Source organism: Pseudomonas sp. ATCC 43928 (genome assembly GCF_005938665.2).
GTDB lineage: Bacteria > Pseudomonadota > Gammaproteobacteria > Pseudomonadales > Pseudomonadaceae > Aquipseudomonas.
In genome coordinates this window covers 2,524,327-2,540,293 of the sequence record NZ_CP041753.1, presented here as the reverse complement: position 1 = coordinate 2,540,293, position 15,967 = coordinate 2,524,327, and the positions used below count along the sequence as shown (strand labels likewise).

Annotated in this window: 17 protein-coding genes and 4 tRNA genes; 8 read left to right on the top strand and 13 right to left on the bottom strand. The window is 59.0% G+C overall.

The genetic code is table 11. From position 1 onward, the window contains the following. Positions 1-52 precede the first annotated feature (52 nt). Complete coding sequence (locus FFH90_RS11675; protein ID WP_138867209.1) at positions 53-832, bottom strand: ABC transporter substrate-binding protein; 780 nt, start codon at positions 830-832, stop codon at positions 53-55. Between the two features lie 321 nt (positions 833-1,153). Between FFH90_RS11675 and FFH90_RS11670 the strand changes: the two genes are divergently transcribed. Next, positions 1,154-1,804, top strand: a complete 651-nt coding sequence (locus FFH90_RS11670; protein WP_064616999.1) for a type 1 glutamine amidotransferase — start codon at positions 1,154-1,156, stop codon at positions 1,802-1,804. Here the strand turns inward: FFH90_RS11670 and FFH90_RS11665 are convergent, their stop codons facing one another. Next, positions 1,805-2,239, bottom strand: coding sequence for a rhodanese-like domain-containing protein (locus FFH90_RS11665; RefSeq protein WP_064616998.1), 435 nt, complete (start codon positions 2,237-2,239; stop codon positions 1,805-1,807). It lies immediately after the preceding gene. Between the two features lie 101 nt (positions 2,240-2,340). Between FFH90_RS11665 and ftrA the strand changes: the two genes are divergently transcribed. The 5 genes from ftrA (at position 2,341) to FFH90_RS11640 (ending at position 6,706) form a co-directional block, all read left to right on the top strand. Then, on the top strand, positions 2,341-3,312 hold the full coding sequence (gene ftrA / locus FFH90_RS11660; RefSeq protein WP_138867208.1) for a transcriptional regulator FtrA: 972 nt from the start codon (positions 2,341-2,343) through the stop codon (positions 3,310-3,312). A 258-nt stretch (positions 3,313-3,570) separates the two neighbouring features. Next, a complete protein-coding gene (locus tag FFH90_RS11655; RefSeq protein WP_018928077.1) occupies positions 3,571-3,759 on the top strand; it encodes a DUF1843 domain-containing protein in 189 nt (62 codons plus the stop codon). A gap of 41 nt (positions 3,760-3,800) precedes the next feature. Continuing rightward, positions 3,801-4,436 (top strand): DUF1842 domain-containing protein, encoded by a 636-nt coding sequence (locus tag FFH90_RS11650; RefSeq protein WP_138867207.1) that lies wholly within the window; start codon positions 3,801-3,803, stop codon positions 4,434-4,436. Between the two features lie 54 nt (positions 4,437-4,490). Beyond that, the gene (locus FFH90_RS11645; RefSeq protein WP_018928079.1) at positions 4,491-5,072 is read left to right on the top strand and encodes a DUF1842 domain-containing protein; all 582 of its coding nucleotides are present in this window, start codon (positions 4,491-4,493) and stop codon (positions 5,070-5,072) included. 170 nt (positions 5,073-5,242) lie between these two features. Next, positions 5,243-6,706 (top strand): GDL motif peptide-associated radical SAM/SPASM maturase, encoded by a 1,464-nt coding sequence (locus FFH90_RS11640; RefSeq protein ID WP_138867206.1) that lies wholly within the window; start codon positions 5,243-5,245, stop codon positions 6,704-6,706. Positions 6,707-6,801: 95 nt separating this feature from the next. Here the strand turns inward: FFH90_RS11640 and FFH90_RS11635 are convergent, their stop codons facing one another. After that, complete coding sequence (locus tag FFH90_RS11635; RefSeq protein WP_007938113.1) at positions 6,802-7,167, bottom strand: SPOR domain-containing protein; 366 nt, start codon at positions 7,165-7,167, stop codon at positions 6,802-6,804. Positions 7,168-7,417: 250 nt separating this feature from the next. Here FFH90_RS11635 and csrA point away from each other — a divergent pair, with 250 nt between their 5' ends. Beyond that, complete coding sequence (csrA, locus tag FFH90_RS11630; RefSeq protein ID WP_007938114.1) at positions 7,418-7,612, top strand: carbon storage regulator CsrA; 195 nt, start codon at positions 7,418-7,420, stop codon at positions 7,610-7,612. A 193-nt stretch (positions 7,613-7,805) separates the two neighbouring features. On the opposite strand, the gene FFH90_RS11625 is transcribed toward csrA, so the two are convergent. The 4 genes from FFH90_RS11625 to FFH90_RS11605 form a co-directional block, all read right to left on the bottom strand. After that, positions 7,806-8,261, bottom strand: coding sequence for a DUF2214 family protein (locus FFH90_RS11625; RefSeq protein ID WP_018928082.1), 456 nt, complete (start codon positions 8,259-8,261; stop codon positions 7,806-7,808). 171 nt (positions 8,262-8,432) lie between these two features. Beyond that, positions 8,433-9,074: a hypothetical protein gene (locus FFH90_RS30265; protein WP_225602806.1), complete on the bottom strand. Its 642-nt coding sequence runs from the start codon at positions 9,072-9,074 to the stop codon at positions 8,433-8,435. 178 nt (positions 9,075-9,252) lie between these two features. Next, positions 9,253-9,720 carry an anti-virulence regulator CigR family protein gene (locus tag FFH90_RS11610; RefSeq protein WP_026286579.1) on the bottom strand — a complete coding sequence of 156 codons (468 nt, stop codon included), beginning with the start codon at positions 9,718-9,720 and terminating at the stop codon, positions 9,253-9,255. A 202-nt stretch (positions 9,721-9,922) separates the two neighbouring features. Further along, positions 9,923-9,999 (bottom strand) — tRNA-Val (locus FFH90_RS11605). A 183-nt stretch (positions 10,000-10,182) separates the two neighbouring features. On the opposite strand from FFH90_RS11605, the gene FFH90_RS11600 reads away from it, so the two are divergent. Continuing rightward, positions 10,183-11,466: an FAD-binding oxidoreductase gene (locus FFH90_RS11600; RefSeq protein ID WP_138867205.1), complete on the top strand. Its 1,284-nt coding sequence runs from the start codon at positions 10,183-10,185 to the stop codon at positions 11,464-11,466. Positions 11,467-11,730: 264 nt separating this feature from the next. Here the strand turns inward: FFH90_RS11600 and FFH90_RS11595 are convergent. From FFH90_RS11595 to purF, 6 genes are all read right to left on the bottom strand, one after another. After that, positions 11,731-11,807 (bottom strand) — tRNA-Asp (locus FFH90_RS11595). A gap of 105 nt (positions 11,808-11,912) precedes the next feature. After that, positions 11,913-11,989 (bottom strand) — tRNA-Asp (locus FFH90_RS11590). 54 nt (positions 11,990-12,043) lie between these two features. Beyond that, positions 12,044-12,119 (bottom strand) — tRNA-Val (locus FFH90_RS11585). Between the two features lie 269 nt (positions 12,120-12,388). Then, on the bottom strand, positions 12,389-13,165 hold the full coding sequence (locus tag FFH90_RS11580) for an SDR family oxidoreductase (RefSeq protein WP_018928086.1): 777 nt from the start codon (positions 13,163-13,165) through the stop codon (positions 12,389-12,391). Further along, positions 13,162-14,373, bottom strand: a complete 1,212-nt coding sequence (locus FFH90_RS11575) for an O-succinylhomoserine sulfhydrylase (protein WP_018928087.1) — start codon at positions 14,371-14,373, stop codon at positions 13,162-13,164. The genes FFH90_RS11580 and FFH90_RS11575 overlap by 4 nt, the downstream gene beginning before the upstream one ends. 67 nt (positions 14,374-14,440) lie before the next feature. Continuing rightward, positions 14,441-15,946, bottom strand: coding sequence for an amidophosphoribosyltransferase (gene purF, locus FFH90_RS11570; RefSeq protein ID WP_018928088.1), 1,506 nt, complete (start codon positions 15,944-15,946; stop codon positions 14,441-14,443). Between the last annotated feature and the right edge of the window lie 21 nt (positions 15,947-15,967).

Here is a 15,967-nt window from a genome sequence, read left to right as displayed (position 1 = left end):
CAGCATGAAAAAATGGCCACCGCATCCACGGTGGCCACTTCTCTACGGCGTATTAATGGCCGTAAACATCGAAGTTGAAGTACTTGTCCTGCACTTGCTTGTACTTGCCGTTGGCGCGAATTTCAGTGATGGCGGTGTTGAATTTGTCTGCCAGCTCTTTATCGCCCTTGCGCACGGCAATACCGGCACCACCGCCGAAGTACTTGGCGTCTTCATAGGTCGGGCCAACAAATGCGAAACCTTTACCGGCGTCGGTTTTCAGGAAACCGTCGTCCAAGTTGACCGAGTCGGCCAGCATCGCGTCAAGGCGACCGGCAACCATGTCCAGGTTGGCTTCCTGCTGGGAACCATAACGCACCAGGTCGATGCCGGCCGGCACCAGCACTTCGGTGGCGAAGCGGTCGTGGGTACTGGCACGCAGTACACCCACTTTCTTGCCCTTGAGCTCGGTCAGTGGATCCTTGACGTTGGAGCCTTCCTTCATCACGAAGCGCGCCGGGGTGTGGTAGTACTTGATGGTGAAATCGACGTTCTTCTTGCGGTCGTCGGTGATGGTCATGGACGACAGGATCGCGTCGATTTTCTTGACCTTCAGGGCCGGGATCAGGCCATCGAACTCTTGCTCGACCCAAGTGCACTTCACTTTCATCTGTTCACACAGCGCGTCACCGATGTCCACGTCGAAACCGGTGAGTTTGCCGTCGGGGGTTTTCATCGAGAATGGCGGGTAACCGGCTTCGATCCCGAGGCGAATCGGTTTGGCGTCTTCGGCCACGGCGGTCAGGGACAACATCGACAGTGCCAGGGCACCGAACATCACTCGCTTCTTCATTTATAACTCCTGTGTGCGGAGGCTTTTATTGGCAGCTTTCGATTGGCAACTTTCGGCTAGTGAAGACCGAAGTGGCCGGCAGTCTAGAGCGGCTACAGGAGGGCAAATTGTGTTTAGGCGACAAATACTTATAAAAAAGAAGCCGAGGGATTCGACGCACTTGAAGTGTGCTCCGAGGTGGTGCAAGGACTGTAGGACAATCCTTTGCTTCAGACAAAACCTACACATTTTCGGGTACTGATCCGATCGAAGAGTCGCACTGGCGATGAACCTTTTTTTGCCTCACATTGACCCGCCAACCGCCCCCACAAGAGAAACGTGATGCCCGCGCTGAATCTGATCCAGCACCATCCTGCCGAAGGCCCCGGCGCCATTGCCGAATGGGCCCGGTCCCGAGGCATTACCCTGAACGTGTTTCGCGCCGACCTCGGTCAGTTGCCGTCGGTGAGCGCGACACCGCTGATTCTATTGGGTGGGCCTTATGAATCAGGTGCCGGGCCGGTATGGCTGGAAACAGAGCGTCAGTGGCTGGCGGGCAGCCTGGATCAGGGCGCGGCGGTGTTCGCGATTTGCCTGGGGGCGCAGTTGCTGGCGCTGAGCCTGGGCGGCAATGTGCGGCGGATGGCTCACACCGAAACCGGCTGGACTACCGTGACCTTTGCCGATGGCCAGACGCTGAAGGTGCTGGAATGGCACGAAGACGCGATCGATCTGCCGCCCTCTGCGCAGTTGCTGGCCAGCAGCGAGGTTTGTGAGCAGCAGATGTATCGCGTTGGCCCGACGCGGGTGGGGTTGCAGTTCCACCCGGAATGGAATGCTGAATCGGTGGCGATCCTCAATGAGCACTTTGGCGAGGAATCACCGTTGCCCCGGGAGCCGCAAGACAGCGCCGCTTATGCAACGGTGTTTGACTGGTTGCGGGTGACGCTGGATGGATGGTGGAGCGCTTCATCAGCTAATCGCCACATTTAGTCAGCATTCACACTTAATGGTCATCGCAATGGCGGGTTGCACCGCAACACTCAACTCAAACCCTTCATCCAGCCACCCGGTCACCCCGCCGATCATCTCCTTGACCGGGTAACCCAGCGCCGCCAGTTTCACCGCGGCCTTGTTGGCGCCGTTGCAGTGAGGTCCGGCGCAATAGACCACAAACAGCGTGGACTTCGGATAGTCCGCCAGGCTATCCGCTGTGATCAATCGACTCGGGATGTTGATCGCGCCTGGCACATGTCCGCGTTCGAACGCCAACGGTCCGCGCACGTCCACCAGAACAAAATCCACCTCGCCGGCCTCTTGGCTGCTGTAGACGTCGGAACAATCGGTTTCGAAGGTCAGACGATTGCTGAAGTGCATCAGGGCGATGGCGGACGGGGCTGCGGGAATCTCGCGAACCAGGCTAGGCATGGGCTGTACTCCAAAGTCTCAGTGGGTGTGAGAAAACTTTATCTGCTCCGGCCTTGCCGCTACAGTGGCGCACAAGACACTCACCGGGAATTTTCCGCCAAATGCAGCCCACCCCAGGTTTAGTCGCGATTCTGGCCTACGACGGCCTCTGTACCTTCGAATTCGGCATTGCCGTGGAGATCTTCGGCCTGGCGCGGCCAGAGTTCGATTTCCCTTGGTACGAGCACCGCATCGTCGCCGTCGACCAAGGGCCGATGCGCGCCATGGGCGGCATTCAGGTGCTGGCCGACGGCGGGATGGAACTGATTGAGCGCGCCCGAACCATCATCATCCCCGGCTGGCGCGACCGCAGCGCGCCGGTGCCGGAGCCCTTGCTCGCAGCCCTGCGTCAGGCTCATGCCCGGGGCGCGCGGCTGCTGTCGATCTGTTCCGGGGTATTCGTACTGGCGGCCACCGGTTTGCTGGACGGTCACGGCGCCACCACCCATTGGCGCTACACCGCTGAACTGGCCGAGCGCTTCCCGAACATTCTGGTGGATCCGGACGTGCTGTATGTCGATTCGGGCCAGTTGATCACTTCGGCAGGCAGCGCCGCCGGCATCGATGCCTGCCTGCATCTGGTCGCGCGGGATTTCGGCACGCAGGTGGCCAACTCGGTGGCCCGACGGTTGGTGATGTCGCCGCAACGCACCGGCGGCCAGGCGCAGTTCATTCCGTCACCGGTCAGCCCGACACCGCGCAGCGATCTGTCGCGGGTCATGCAGTGGGCGCGGGAACGTCTGCATGAACCGCTGGAGGTTCGCGACCTCGCCAGTGAGGCGGCCATGAGTGAGCGCACGTTCCTGCGGCGGTTCACCGAAGCCAGCGGTATGCCGCCCAAAGCGTGGCTGCAGCATGAACGCCTGGCCCGGGCCCGCGAGCTGCTGGAGAGCACGAATCAAAACACCGACCAGATTGCCCAGCACTGCGGTTATCGCTCGGTGGAGAGTTTCCGGGTGGCATTTCGCAGCGTGGTCGGCGTGCCGCCTTCGGTGTATAGGGAACGGTTCGGGCGCAAGGTCAGTGCTGTTTGAATCATCTCAGTCCAGGGGCGTTACAGACCGCCCCATCACTCTTTATCAATGGCGATAAAAACAATAAGGACTCATGAGGAATCGCACTAACTTATCGCCAATCTTAATATCAAATATCTCGACCACTCACCCGCCGCGATAAATAAAACAATATTAAAAATTACTCTTGCGCAGCCCATTGCATATTTATCGGCGCCTGCTTAACTGCAAAAACTGCTGATGACAGCAGTGCCCGCAAACACCACGGAAGGAATCGTTATGAGCACTTCAACTCGCCATAGCATGCCCCCCTATGGGGTGGCCATCCAAGGCGCGATCAAGGCAGGCGACCTGCCGCAAATGAAGACGCTGTTGAAACAACGCGATGCATCCACACCAGAAAATAAAGAGCTAAAAACTGCTTACGAGCAGTTGGTTAAGGAAATCGCACGCCTGGAAAAGCACTAATAGCTATTTCCGCTCCCCTTATTGCAACGGAGGCAATAATTATGTCTGGTTCTAATCAGCAACCTGTCGGCTTGTTCCCGCTCTGCTACCGAATTGGTACTTCGGCCGCGGGCGCACAAAACCTGGCACTCAATCTTCTGGTTTTTACCCCAGATCAAACGGTAAGCGGCACTGCCGAAATTACTCAGGCCACTAACCCGCCATTGGATGTGCACTCCGATGTCTGGGGCGAATACACCTACCTGACGGTCATGAGCCCTGGCGTCAGCAAGATCCTGATCACCGCTCAAGGTAATAACGGCGGCCCAGGCTCGAACTCAATCGTGAATTTCAAGCTGCACTTGGTGGTCGGTAGCGACTGGAGAGAAGGCGTCGCCAATTACGAGTACTTCAATGGTGAACGGTGGGTCCAGGTCACTGCTCCCGCTCATCTTGTCGAGGCGGTACCCTCCAACGCTTATAAATCAGTGCCTTTGGAGTCCGGCCCGGTCATTCCAGCCTATCCACCGATCATGCCGCTGTACGCCGCACCGATTCAAAGTGCCATTGCCAGCGGTGACCTGGCCCAGATGAAAAACCTGGCCCGCCTGGCCCAACAACAACTGGATCAGCAACCCCAACTGCAGAGCGCGCTTGAAACGGCCAAGGGCGAAATCAGCCGGCAGGAACGCCGCTGACCCGCTCACGAAACATGCCCGAGTTGTCCAGAATACAAATAAGGGAGTAGCACCATGTCAATCGGACTTTTTCATACCCGCCTGAATGTCAGTAGTCACCTATTGGGCGCACCGGTTTTAACCCTGGACCTGCTGGTAGATACCGTAAAGAAAAAAGTCAGCGGGGTTGCCAGCATTTTCCAAAGCACCTATCCGCCTCTCAACTTCCGTGCCCGTGTATGGGGTGAATACTCCGAGGCCAAACTGGTGCCGACGGCCGAAAACCACATCATCCTCACCTTGGCGGGCAGCCCGAGCGGCCCTCTCAGCCAGATCGCCCAGACTTTCGGCTTGAAAGGCATTTTAGGCGCCGACTGGGCGAGCGGTTATGTCGACTACAAGTACCAGGACCAGGGTATCTGGCATTACGTGAAACACGCAGCTGTCAGCCAGGCCCCAGTGATTGAGCGCCCAGAGCATCCGCACCATGCGGTGCCGCTCTATGCCGTCGCGGTACAGCAAGCGCAAACCAGCGGTGACCTGGCGCAACTGAAGTCCGTGGTGAGCCAGGGTGAACAGCAATTGGCCAACAGCGGTGCCCTGCGCAGCGCTCTGGAGCAGCTGAACGCTGAAATCGCCCGCCTGGAGGCCCGCTAACCCCAGGCAGTTAAGCGCAACCCCCTGTGGGAGCAGGCAAGCCCGCACCCACAGGGTCCGCGCTATTGACCAACAACAAAAGGTAAATCCGGTCGCGCCATTGAATCAAGGAAGGCGCGAACACTTCGATGGATTCGTGCCGCGCACGCGTTGGTGCGCAAGGATTTCCCATGTCAGACAGTCGCCCAGCCCGCTACCTCAGTGAAACCGACCTCAAACGCTACGTGCCGGTGCATGTGGTCTGGGAAATCACTCTGGCTTGCGATCTCAAATGCTTGCATTGCGGCTCACGCGCCGGCCATCGACGCCCCGATGAACTGAACACCCGGGAGTGCCTGGACGTCATCGATTCCCTGGCGGCACTCGGCACCCGCGAGATCACCCTGATCGGCGGTGAAGCCTATTTGCGCAAGGACTGGACCCAACTGATCCAGGCTATCCACGATCACGGCATGTATTGCGCGATACAAACCGGTGGGCGCAACCTGACGCCCGCGAAAATGCAGGCAGCGGTGGACGCCGGACTCAATGGCGTCGGTGTGTCACTGGATGGACTGGCCCCACTGCATGACGCAGTGCGCAATGTTCCGGGCTCGTTCGACAAGGCGGTGGACACCCTGCGACGCGCCAAACAGTCCGGGCTTGCGGTGAGCGTCAACACACAAATCGGCGCGGCCACGTTGCCCGACTTGCCCGAGCTGATGGACCTGATCATCGACCTCGGCGCCACTCACTGGCAGATCCAGCTGACCGTCGCCATGGGCAATGCCGTCGATCACCCGGAGCTGCTGTTGCAACCCTACCAACTGCTGGAAGTGATGCCGTTGCTGGCGCGCCTCTACCGCGAAGGGGTTGATCGCGGCCTGCTGATGAACGTGGGCAACAATATCGGTTACTACGGCCCTTACGAGCACATGTGGCGTGGCTTCGGCGACGAACGCGTGCACTGGAGCGGCTGCGCCGCCGGCCAGACCGTGCTGGCGCTGGAAGCCGACGGCACGGTAAAGGGTTGCCCGTCATTGGCCACGGTGGGGTTTTCGGGCGGCAACGTACGCAACATGAGCCTGCACGATATCTGGCATTACAGCGAAGGCATGCACTTTGGCCGCCTGCGGTCGGTCGACGACCTGTGGGGCTACTGCCGAGGCTGTTACTACAACGACGTCTGCCGTGGCGGCTGCACCTGGACCTCGCACTCCCTGCTCGGCAAACCCGGCAATAATCCCTACTGCCATTACCGCGCGCTGGACCTGCAAAAACGCGGGCTACGCGAGCGCATCGTCAAACTCGAGGACGCGGCAAAAACCTCCTTCGCCGTCGGACGTTTTGATCTGATTACCGAGCGCATCGATACCGGCGAGAAGGTGAACAGCGTCAGCGACAGCGGCCAGGTGATCAAACTGGCCTGGGCGAACCAGGGCCAGAAATCGCCTGACGAAGGACGTATTCCACCGCAACTGGCGCTGTGTCGTGGCTGCTTGCAGTACATCCATGCACACGAAGTGACGTGCCCCCACTGCGACGCTGATGTCGCCGCCGCGGAAGCCGCGCACCAGACAGACCGTGCCCGGCAACAAGCGATCATCAACACCCTGACCGGCCTGCTGGGGTTGCCGCAAAATAACTTGATGTGACGTTTATGCCGACGCATCACCAGGGAAGCGACCTCGAAGATCGCTTACCTGGCACATCACCCGGCATGCGGGTCTGCGCGTTGCGAAAAGGACGGTTACTGAGCCGTCGGGTGTTCGACGATCAGCGATTCGATGTTCATCTTTTTCGCCCGGGTCAGCGCCGCCGTTATTTCAGCTTGCCTGGCCTGCGCCTCGGCTTGCGAACCGAACGGCCCGACCAGAATACGAACCTTTCCATTTTCCTTCACGACGTTGGGAACGAAGCTGTGCTCAATCAACCAACCGCTCAGGTCACTGACCGCCTGGGGTGTCTCGCCGCGAACTTCGACGTCCCACTGCGGGCCCGTTACCGCCGCGGGAACGGAGGCGACTGCCGGTTGCGGCTTTTGAGCGTCAACCCCTTTATCCTCACCGCATCCGGCCAGCGTCAGTACCGCGATTACCAAGACCATTTTGCGCACAACGCTTTCCTCCGAATGCTTAAAGCGGCGATTTTAACATCCATGGATCCATCCCGAGTGCCGCAAAATGGGCTCAAAACAACGAGAATGATGGTGGCGGCCTCTGTATAGTTACACCTTGGGAATTAATGCAGCATCTGCGCGTCAGAAAGAGGCACCCAAACCGTGAAACTTCGCACTAATCTATATCTAATACCGACCTCTGCACTGTCCGAATCAGGTGCCCTACAAAGCAATCAAGGAGAAAACCATGCTGATACTCACCCGCAAAGTCGGTGAAAGCATAAACATCGGTGATGACATTACGATCACCATCCTGGGCGTTAGCGGCCAGCAAGTCAGGATTGGCATCAACGCCCCGAAAGACGTTGCGGTGCATCGCGAAGAAATTTATCAACGCATCCAGGCTGGCCTGACCGCCCCGGACAAGCCGCAAACGCCCTGAATCCTGCTGCAGTCAGTAGCCAGCCCATTCTGCCTCGAGTAACGGCTGGCTAAGATTCAAGTGCCGCATCGTTCTGCGCTCCGTCTCTCTTTGCGATGCCATCGCAACACGGAGCCGATACTACTGCCCTGGCTCCTGCCATGACTGTCAGACGTTTCGGATTTGCAGCGAGAAAGAGCGCTCCCCTGCCCGGTTAGCCAAACGTCACACCACGCGCCATGCCCGTGGCCGCCACGACCATCAGCACCAGCAACAGCGCCTCGATATGACTGATACGGGCAAACAGCGTTGCGCGCCCGGTATCTATAGCCGCGCCGCGCCCCAGCGCAATCCGCCATTTGATCAGCGTCACCATCGGTGCAATCTCAAGCAACAGGATGAACACCAAGAGCGTCATCTTGAGATGAAACAGGGGTTGGTGAAGATAGTAATCAGTGCCTTTTTCGTACCCGCCAAAGGCTCGTAGCCCACCCGTGATCAGCAGAGTGACTGCAGAGATCCCCCACAGATTATCTGCAATCAAAACACGGCGAGCGTCCCCTGCCCCGGCACTCAGACGACGTAACGCCGTACCGCGGGTCAGTACAGCCCAAAAACCCAGACCAAAGGCCAAGAGGTGAACCGCCGCCAGAAACCAGTGAGCCAGCATCGACATACTCCCATCAGGACAAAGTTGAATCAGCCTTACAGTAGTAGTCCATCGTGTCGGATTTGCTCACGCATGTAGCTGGGCTGATCTCCCGCACCTCGCCATCGGGCAAATTGCAGGCGAAAAAAAACCGGGTTCCTGATGGATACCCGGTTTTTGAGAGTCCTGGACTTAATCCAGTCGTTTCGAAATCGAAGTACGAGCGCTGCTCAACCCTTTCGTGTTGTGATCGCCAGGCGTAGTGGCCGAAATGGCAGAGGCCTTGGCAACTCCTCGCGTGTCCCTGGAATGCGCAATGCCCGAAGTGACTGCGCCATGGCCACGGTCACTGTTACGTTCGCTACCAAAGTGGTTGCCATTGACGCCACGGTCCCGGACGGCTTTGCCGGCGTGATCACTGCTCAAGCCTGCGCCACGGCCGACATGGGTGCCACTCAAGCCTGCGCCACGGCCGACGTGGTCGCTGCTCAAGCCTGCACCACGACCGACATGGGTGCCACTCAAGCCTGCACCACGGCCGACATGGGTGCCACTCAAGCCTGCACCAAGGCCGACATGGTCGCTACTCAAGCCTGCGCCACGGCCATTGCTACTGACGCCGCCGGAATGGCCGGAACCGCCGTTGCCACCATGACCTCCGCCGTTACCGCCGCCATTGCCACCACCGTTACCACCGCCGCCACCACCTCCATTGCCACCATCCTTCGCGTAGGCGGAGCTCATGATGGACAGTTCAGCGGGCAATAACGGGGCGGCTGCAAGCATCATCACGCAGGACATGACGGCAACAAAACTCTTGTTTTTTAATAGCATGGTGAGGTTCCGTGGAGGTTGATATTGCACGGAATAATTGACCGTCTCCACCCCACACAGTTCAAAGGCCGGCGACCAGCGGGCAAGCAATGTGCAGTGATCGAACCGGCACACTGCTTCCCGCGATGTTGCTGGTCGTTATGCGGCAAGGGCGCAATTGAAATTTATCGCCCTCACATCAATCGAACGCACCATTGAGCACCTCGTAGATGATCCCGGTAGCGATGGCCACCAAAATCAAGTCAGTGCCAGCCTGCTGCCACTCATAGCCATCGTAGTGGGGAAGCTGGCCGAGCAGACGGCCATCGAGTTTTTTGGCGATCCCCGGCGGCAGAGGTTTACCGCGCGCGAGGTTTTTCTGAATACCGGGTGGCAAGGCGGGCCCGGGGCTCCAGTAGCCACGATAGCCACCCACAATGCCAAGGACGTTACCGTGGTCGATGCTCGGGCCGTGACTCCAATCGCCCCCCCCTGAACCTTTCCCCTTGTTTCCATGGCCGGAGTTGCCATGGTCCTGGTTGTATTGTGGATTTCCCTTGCCACCTCCCTGGCCTTTCCCGTTTCCCGGGTCGGCCAATGCAGTCACTGAACCAGACACCAAGGCAAGACACGTCATAGCGGCGATCAACGAGCGAGATCTAAACATATCCATTCTCTCCGAAAGGGGATGTCCCCTGAAGAATGTAGACGGCTATGGCGGTATTAGTTCAGCAACAGTGTTTACTGGAAGTGAGGCGCCGAGTTGGCGTTTTTGAGGATTTTGCAAAAGCCAGGTAAATCGCAGACAACAAAAAAGGGCCCACCTTTCGGTGAGCCCTTCTAGACCGCCCAGCAGAGCGGATTTTGTTTGGTAGGCGCGATTGGACTCGAACCAACGACCCCCACCATGTCAAGGTGGTGCTCTAACCAACTGAGCTACGTGCCTGCTGTGAGGCGGCATTCTACGGAATTCCGGAGGGGTGTCAACACCTTTTTTTCACCTAACCCTATGAATATGCAAAATATTTAATTTCTCTGTGGCAAAGAAGATTTTCCGGTGGCTGGCGGTCGATTTTTAACTCGGGTAGGATCAATGCACTCGTAAAATATATTAAACAGAGGCTGCAGGATGGCGAACACTCCCTACCCAGAGTCCTATTACGCCGCGTCGGCCAATGCGGCACCAGCGCGCCCGGCCCTGCAGGATGATGTAGAGACTGATGTCTGTGTAATCGGCGCCGGTTACACCGGCCTGTCCTCTGCTCTGTTCCTGCTGGAAAACGGTTTCAAGGTTACGGTGCTGGAAGCCGCCAAGGTCGGGTTCGGTGCGTCGGGACGCAACGGTGGCCAGATCGTTAACAGCTACAGCCGTGATATCGATGTGATTGAGCGCAGCGTCGGCCCCAAGCAAGCTCAGTTGCTGGGGCAGATGGCGTTCGAAGGTGGGCGGATCATTCGTGAGCGAGTGGCCAAATATAATATCCAGTGCGACTTGAAGGATGGCGGTGTGTTCGCCGCCATTACCGACAAGCAGATGGGCCATCTGGAGTCTCAGAAGCGCCTGTGGGAGCGTTTCGGTCATACGCAGCTTGAGCTGTTGGATCAGCGTCGCATCCGCGAGGTAGTGGCTTGCGATCAATATGTCGGCGGCATGCTCGATATGAGTGGCGGGCATATTCATCCACTCAATCTTGCCTTGGGCGAAGCAGCAGCCGTGGAGTCGTTGGGCGGCACTATTTACGAGCAATCGCCGGCAGTGCGCATCGAGCGCAGTGCCAACCCGGTGGTGCATACGCCTCAGGGCAAGGTCAGGGCCAAATTCATCATCGTCGCCGGCAACGCGTACATCGGCAATCTGGTGCCGGAGCTGGCGGCCAAGTCGATGCCCTGCGGGACTCAAGTGATCACCACCGAACCCTTGGGCGATGAATTGGCCAAGCGCCTGCTGCCTCAGGACTACTGCGTCGAAGACTGTAACTACCTGCTCGACTACTACCGCCTGAGCGCCGACAAACGCCTGATATTTGGTGGCGGCGTGGTGTATGGCGCGCGGGACCCGGCGAACATCGAGGCGATCATTCGACCGAAGATGCTCAAGGCCTTCCCGCAACTCAAGGACGTGAAGATCGATTACGCCTGGACCGGCAATTTCCTGCTGACCCTGTCGCGTCTTCCTCAGGTCGGGCGACTGGGCGATAACATCTACTACTCCCAGGGCTGCAGTGGCCACGGCGTGACGTATACGCACCTGGCGGGCAAGGTATTGGCCGAAGCATTGCATGGTCAGGCTGAACGCTTCGACGCCTTCGCCGACCTCCCCCACTACCCGTTCCCCGGCGGGCAATTGCTGCGCACACCGTTCGCAGCGTTGGGCGCCTGGTATTACGGATTGCGGGACAAGCTCGGGGTCTAATCGACCGACTCAGGAGCGGCGACTTCTTGTAGCGAAGTCGCCGTCGAAGCCCAACAGATGTCAGTGGCGCGCAAAGTGACTCGGCCGTTGTAGCGCCGAGACTGGATGCAGAAGGATCAGAGCGCAAAGGCGCGAAAGAAGAAAAAGCCAAATCGCAGACACAAAAAACCCCGGTCTTTCGACCAGGGTCTTTGCTATCGACTCGAAGATTGCCAACGGCCTTCTTCGTAGCTTCAAGGCGTTCAGTGGGCCTTGAGGCAGATATGGCGCAGCGGACGGGACTCGAACCCGCGACCCCCGGCGTGACAGGCCGGTATTCTAACCGACTGAACTACCGCTGCGTATCGCTTTGAGCTGACGCTCAAGTAACTCGTCTGATTGAAACTTCGAGACTTTTCAATCTCGCTTTTCAATCTCGAACCAGGGTAAACCTGACTCGGAAAATATGGCGCAGCGGACGGGACTCGAACCCGCGACCCCCGGCGTGACAGGCCGGTATTCTAACCGACTGAACTACCGCTGCGCGTCGGTGGAGGCTTTTCAGCTTCCCTCTTGCTTACACAAGAGTCTCAAGAGTTGGTGGGTGATGACGGGATCGAACCGCCGACATTCTGCTTGTAAGGCAGACGCTCTCCCAGCTGAGCTAATCACCCTTTGCATCTCTGAGGCCGCGAAATTTACGCAGGTACCGAAGCTAAGTCAATACCCCGCTTGAAGTTTTTCTAAAAAAGACAAAATCGTGTCATTCCGGACTAGGCCGACAACCGTCAGACCGCTTTCGCGAGCACGCTCGCCCCCACAGTGGACCGCGCCTCTTCAGACAACAGGTTTTCTAATGTGGGAGCGACCCGACTCTCGGCGGCGAGCCGACGATGATGGCAACACATTCAACATCAATGCCGGGGACGGCGCCCCTGCCCTGTTACTCGCTGTAAATCATCTTCTTGGTCATGCCACCATCGACCACAAACTCCTGGCCCGTGACAAAACCAGCGTTCTTCGACAACAACCAGGCCACCATTGCCGCCACGTCCTCGACAGTCCCTACCCTGCCCGCCGGATGCTGCGCATGATCGGCGTCAGTCAGCGGTTCGGCGCGCCGTGCCGCTGGATCCCGCGCATCGATCCAGCCGGGACTGACCGCATTGACGCGAATCTCTGGCCCCAAACTGATGGCCAGGGCGTGAGTCAGGGCCAACAGGCCGCCCTTGCTCGCCGCATAAGCCTCTGTGTCGGGTTCCGACTGCGCGGCGCGGGTCGAGGCCAGGTTGACGATGGCGCCGCTGTGAGCGCGCAGGTACGGCGCACAGTGCTTGGCCAACAGCATCGGCCCACTGAGGTTCACTGCCAACACCCGGTTCCAGTAGGCCAGGTCGAGGCTTTCCAGGGTGATGTTGTGCGGATCGGCCACCGCCGCATTGCACACCAGCGCATCCAGACGCCCGAACTGCCCCAGCACCTCGGCCACACCCAGCGCCACCTGCGCTTCATTCGCGACGTCCATGGCGATGAACCAGGCGTTTTCGCCGAGCACCTTCGCCACTTTCGAACCACGCTCGCGATCCAGATCGGTCAACACCACCTGCCAGCCTTCGCTGATCAGCCAGGCCGCAATGCCCAGGCCAATGCCGCGCGCGGCACCGGTGACCAGCGCGACGCGGCCATGGGTACCCGTGGTCGGCGACGACAACTCGATCACAAGGCAGCCAACCCGCGCGCCAGATCGGCTTGCAGGTCTGCCACGTCTTCCAGACCGACCGCAATGCGAATCAGGCTGTCACGAATCCCCGCAGCTTCACGCTCTTGCGGCGCCAGACGGCCGTGAGAGGTGGTGCTCGGGTGCGTGATGGTGGTTTTGCTGTCGCCCAGGTTGGCGGTAATGGAGATCAGGCGAGTCGCATCGATAAAGCGCCAGGCGCCCTCTTTGCCGCCTTTGACCTCGAAGCTCACGACCGCACCGAAACCCTTCTGCTGACGCTGGGCCAGTTCGTGCTGCGGATGGCTCTTGAGGCCGGCGTAATGGACTTTCTCGATGCCGTCCTGCTGCTCCAGCCACTCAGCCAGTTGCTGGGCATTGGCGCAATGCGCCTTCATGCGCAGGCTCAGCGTTTCCAGGCCCTTGAGGAAAATCCAGGCATTGAACGGACTCAGGGTCGGCCCGGCAGTGCGCAGGAAACCGACGACTTCCTTCATCTGCTCGCTGCGACCCGCCACGACACCGCCCATGCAACGACCCTGGCCGTCGATGAACTTGGTCGCCGAGTGCACGACAATGTCCGCGCCCAGCTTCAGTGGCTGCTGCAGCGCAGGCGTGCAGAAGCAGTTGTCGACCACCAGCATCGCGCCCTTGGCGTGAGCGATTTCCGACAGGGCGGTGATATCCACCAGCTCGGCCAGTGGGTTGGAAGGCGATTCCACGAAAAGCAATTTGGTGTTGGCCTTGATCGCCGCATCCCAGCCGGACAAGTCCGCCAGAGCTACGTAATCGACTTCGATGCCAAAGCGCTTGAAGTACTTCTCGAACAGACTGATGGTCGAGCCGAACACGCTGCGCGACACCAGCACGTGATCGCCGGCACTGCACAGACTCATTACCACCGCCATGATCGCGGCCATGCCAGTCGCCGTAGCCACGGCCTGCTCGGCGCTTTCCAGCGCGGCAATGCGCTCTTCGAATGCGCGCACGGTCGGGTTGGTGTAGCGCGAGTAAACGTTACCCGGTACTTCACCGGCAAAGCGTGCAGCCGCGTCGGCGGCGGTACGGAATACGTAGCTGGAAGTGAAGAACATTGGATCACCGTGTTCGCCTTCCGGCGTGCGGTGCTGACCGGCGCGTACGGCCAGGGTATCGAACGCTACGCCTTCGAGGTCGCTGTCCAGCCGACCGGCATCCCAATCCTGACTCATGCTGTCACTCCTTGCCTTGCTCTTTATTTAGTAGATACAAAACCGGCCCCTCAGGGCCGGTAGTTACTCAGTTGTTGTACAGATCAATGATCGCACTGACTGCCTGGGTCTTGACCTTGGAGGCATCGTTACGTGCCTGCTCGATCTTGTTCAGGTAAGCCTCGTCGACGTCGCCGGTGACGTAATGGCCATCGAACACCGCGCAATCGAACTTGTCGATCTTGATCTTGCCGCCACCGACCGCTTCGATCAAGTCAGGCAGATCCTGATAGATCAACCAGTCAGCGCCGATCAGGTCGGCCACGTCCTGGGTCGAACGGTTGTGGGCGATCAGCTCGTGAGCGCTCGGCATGTCGATGCCGTAGACGTTCGGGTAACGCACGGCCGGGGCCGCGGAGCAGAAATAGACGTTCTTGGCGCCGGCTTCGCGCGCCATCTGGATGATCTGCTTGCAGGTGGTGCCACGAACGATGGAGTCGTCCACCAGCATCACGTTCTTGCCGCGGAATTCCAGTTCGATGGCGTTGAGCTTCTGGCGTACGGATTTTTTCCGCGCAGCCTGACCCGGCATGATGAAGGTCCGACCGATGTAGCGGTTCTTCACGAAGCCTTCGCGGAACTTGACGCCCAAGTGGTTCGCCAGCTCCAGGGCCGCGGTGCGGCTGGTGTCCGGAATCGGGATGACCACGTCGATGTCGTGGTCCGGACGCTCGCGCAGGATCTTCTCGGCGAGCTTCTCGCCCATGCGCAGACGCGCCTTGTAAACCGAAACGCCGTCGATGATCGAGTCCGGACGTGCCAGGTAGACGTGTTCGAAGATGCACGGGGTCAGCGACGGGTTGGTCGCGCACTGACGGGTGTGCAGCTTGCCGTCTTCAGTAATGTAGACCGCTTCGCCCGGTGCCAGGTCGCGAATCAGGGTGAAACCGAGCACGTCCAGGGAGACGCTTTCGGAGGCGATCATGTACTCGACGCCTTCGTCGGTATGACGCTGACCGAAAACGATTGGGCGGATGCCGTGCGGATCGCGGAAACCGACGATGCCATAACCGGTCACCATCGCCACGACTGCGTAACCACCGACGCAACGGTTATGCACGTCGGTGACGGCCGCGAACACGTCTTCTTCAGTCGGCTGCAACTTGCCACGCTGGGCCAGCTCGTGTGCGAACACGTTGAGCAGCACTTCCGAATCGGAGTTGGTGTTGACGTGGCGCAGGTCAGATTCGTAAATCTCCTTGGCCAATTGTTCAACGTTGGTCAGGTTACCGTTGTGCGCCAGGGTAATGCCGTACGGCGAGTTGACGTAAAACGGTTGAGCTTCGGCCGAGGTCGAGCTGCCCGCGGTCGGATAACGCACATGGCCAATGCCCATGTGGCCGACCAGGCGCTGCATGTGACGCTGATGGAACACGTCACGCACCAGGCCATTGTCCTTGCGCAGGAATAACCGGCCATCGTGGCTGGTCACGATACCGGCAGCGTCCTGGCCGCGGTGCTGGAGGACGGTTAGCGCGTCATACAGCGCCTGATTGACGTTCGACTTACCGACGATACCGACGATGCCACACATGCGACGCAACCCCTACTTAAT